Raw genomic sequence first — 3,096 nt, 5'->3', positions numbered from 1 at the left:
TTGGAGTTTCGGGTCGATGCCCTTGATCGTCTTGAACGCCACCTTCTGGAACTCGAGATACTTTTCGGGGCCCATCGTCCGCTTGCCGGCGTTGGGGCCGCTGGGCATGCGCCAGAGGTTCGGCTCGTTGAAGATCTCCCAGTACAGCACGTCGTCCTTGAAGGCGGAGACGTAGTCCTTCAGATGGCTTCCAAAGGCCTTCAAATCCTCCTCCCGCGCCGGATCTACGTTACGGGCACCCTGGTCGGCCGAATGCGGAATGAGTTCGACGCACGGCAGGACGTCGATGCCCGCTGCGTTGAACGGCTTGCAGATCGCCTTGATCTGCTGGATGAATTCGGCGGGAATCGGCTGCGGCAAATCAGGAGGGATCGAGGCGAAAAGCCGGTTGAGCCGGATGCCGATATCGGTCTGAATGGCGGCATGGTCCGCACACAGCCACGCCGGGAAGCCGAAGCTCTCCTGGCAGATGCCCGCGAGACCGGGTTGTCCCGGTGTGCGGGGCTGGATGAAAGGCGGATCAATGATCGCGTAGCGGCTGATGCCGATGCCCGCGAGTTTGCCGCCGATCGTCGCCTTGAGATCGAGGTGAAAGACGCCGAGCTTGTCGGTCGGCAGGTCGAGCGGGATTTCCGTGATCTTGTCGAGCGGCGCCTGGAATTCGCGGCGCCAGACCTCGCGGCCCCAGGCGTCGGCGGCGACGACCACGACGTTGGCGGCGCCGGCCTTGCGGACACCGGGCACGACCCTGATCCGCGCCTTCGCGTCGTCGCGCCCGCGCATGAAATACTGCCAGCGGTCGTAGACCATTCCCACCATCACGGGCGGCGGCTCGTAGGCGACGGCCGTCCCCTCGACGACCTGGATGCGGTCGACGAGCACGCCGTCGCTGTCGAAGCGCACGTAGCCGCGCTGCTGGATGTTCGCGGGCTTCCAGGTGAACGTCCAGTGGTAGCGTTTCCACTCTGCCCCGACGTCGTCGACCTTCGCGGCCAGCCCACAGTTCCATTCGGAATCGAACGCCCAGACACGGCAGCTTGCCTGGGTTCGTCCCGTCGGCAATTTCAGGTCGGCGGAGACGGTGTAGGTCTGCCCAACGGTCACGGGGAAGCAGTAGGCACGCAGGGATGTTCCTTGGACATGGGCGCACGTGCCGCCGTCGACACCTTGTCCGACGAGGAACTCGACGGGCTTCGCCTTGAGGATGTTGCCGTAGTGCTCGTATTTCTTGGGCCAGGAGAAATCGTAGAAGAAGCCGGTGCCGCCGAGTTCGAGGTCGGGGTTGAAGAGGAGGTTCGCGCCGGGGACGCCCTGCCAGCCGCGGGCGAGCGCGGCCTGGTGCGGATCGGCCGTTTCCTCCGAAGGCTTCGCGCGGCGCCATTCGAGGCGCATGTCGGCGATTTCGACGGGGCCTTCGCCCGCGGGCACGTCGAGGCGCAGGAAGAACCAGTCGCGCTCGCGCGTCGACGGCACCGGCCACACGGCCTCGTATTTCTGCCAGGCGGTGGACATCGCGTGGCCCTTCTCGACGCGCTTGCTCCAGCCGTCCTGCACGATATGCATTGTCAGCTTGGCGGCGGCATCGGCGCGCGCCCAGAGCGTGAAGACGAGTTCGCCGTCGTCGGGCAGCGGCAGCGCGCGGCTGCGGACGTCGCGGGGCTTGTCGTCGCCGGCGAGGCGGAGGACGTAGTCGCCGGTCTTGTAGCCGCTGTTCGTGACAAGCGAGAAGTTGCGGATGTCGCCCGCGCCGCCGTGCCACGCCCAGTTGGGCGGAAGATGGCCGGCGTGGCCGCCGTCGAAGGACCACGTGGCGAGCCAGTCGGACGTGCCGGCGGAGGCAAAATCGAACGGCGCGATCACGACGTTGCGCAGGTCGACGCGCGCGTCCGCCTGCTTGCCGTTCCAGTTGCCGAAGCGGACGTGCGCGTGCGTGGACTCGGGGACGCGGAAAAACAGCTCCATCGGCGTCCAGTCCGGCGTGGCGGAGAACCACTCGTAGGTCGAGAGCGCGGCGCTGCGATCCGCCTTGCGCACGTCGATCGCCAGCTTGCCGTCCGGGGCGAAGCCGGGCGTCCGGTATTCGGCGGAAATCCGGTACCAGCCCGGTTCGAACGCGCCCTGCGTCGCGAGGACGGCCTCGCCGCCGGCAGACGTCGAATAGACGTCGTCCGCCTCGGTGAACCCCTGCTGGGCCTTGAGTCCGGGGATGGCGGCCGCGGCCGCCTGGGCGAGCAGCGCGCCGGCCATGCCGGCGATCCGCGCTCTCCAATGTTTTGTGTTGGCTATGTTTTTTGTTTTCATCATTGACGAATTCGGGGGTGTATTTTCAGTGGAGGAGACTCGACAAAGCTCGCGACAAAGCTCGCGACAAAGGATGAGGACTGCTCTCGTCAGACGAGCGCCAGGGCGGCGTCGCGTTTCCGCTTCGCGGGGCGCGCGACGAGCTCGCGCGGCGACGGGAGGACGCGGGGGGGCTCGACCTCCCACTCGAAGAGCGGCGACACTTTCTGCTCGGGGGGGAATGCAGTCCCGTCGCGCTGCGCGAGGATGCCCTCGATGGCGCGCCGCAGCAAATCCGTCGCGTCGAAGCCGATGCGTTCGATCGGCAGGATGGAGGGCAGGGGCCACGGCCAGTTGCAATGGGCGATGACATCGAGGTCGACGCCGACTCGGACGCCGCTGGCGACGATGCCCGCCGAGGCGTGCTCGATGAGGTTGTCGTCCGCGATGATCAGGCCGTCGGGCCGTTGCGCGGCGGGATAGTCGAGGAGCAGCGGCACGAGCTTCTCCGCGAACTCCGGATGGCTGCGGCCGACCCACTGGATCCAGGGTTTGTGCACTTTCAACCCGACTTCCGCGAAGAGCGCCTGGTGGTCGACGTCGGAAGTGGTGTCGGCCATGTGGAGGATGGCGATGCGTCGGCGTCCCTTTTCGACAAGGCGCGTCAGGGCGCGCCGGTAGAGGCGGTTGCTGTCGAGGGCGATGGCGGGCGATATCTCTTCGGAGGCGTGGGCGCTGAGAAACGCCTGGGGGATGGCTGGGGCGTCGGCCGCGCGATTCGAGCGCAGCTCGAACGTGCGCGGCGTGTAGACGATG

General features: G+C 66.8%; 2 protein-coding genes. Both read right to left on the bottom strand.

All coding sequences use genetic code 11. From position 1 onward, the window contains the following. On the bottom strand, positions 1 to 2,247 hold a 2,247-nt coding region (locus tag WC493_RS22710), incomplete at its 3' end, for a hypothetical protein (RefSeq protein WP_373068823.1). A gap of 143 nt (positions 2,248 to 2,390) precedes the next feature. Continuing rightward, positions 2,391 to 3,096 (bottom strand): substrate-binding domain-containing protein (locus WC493_RS22705; RefSeq protein WP_373068821.1); only part of this gene is annotated, 706 nt, incomplete at its 5' end.

The organism is Zavarzinia sp., assembly GCF_041650655.1.
Classification (GTDB): Bacteria; Pseudomonadota; Alphaproteobacteria; order Zavarziniales; family Zavarziniaceae; genus Zavarzinia.
Note: the sequence above shows the minus strand (reverse complement) of the source record. Positions and strands in the feature narration are given on the sequence as shown.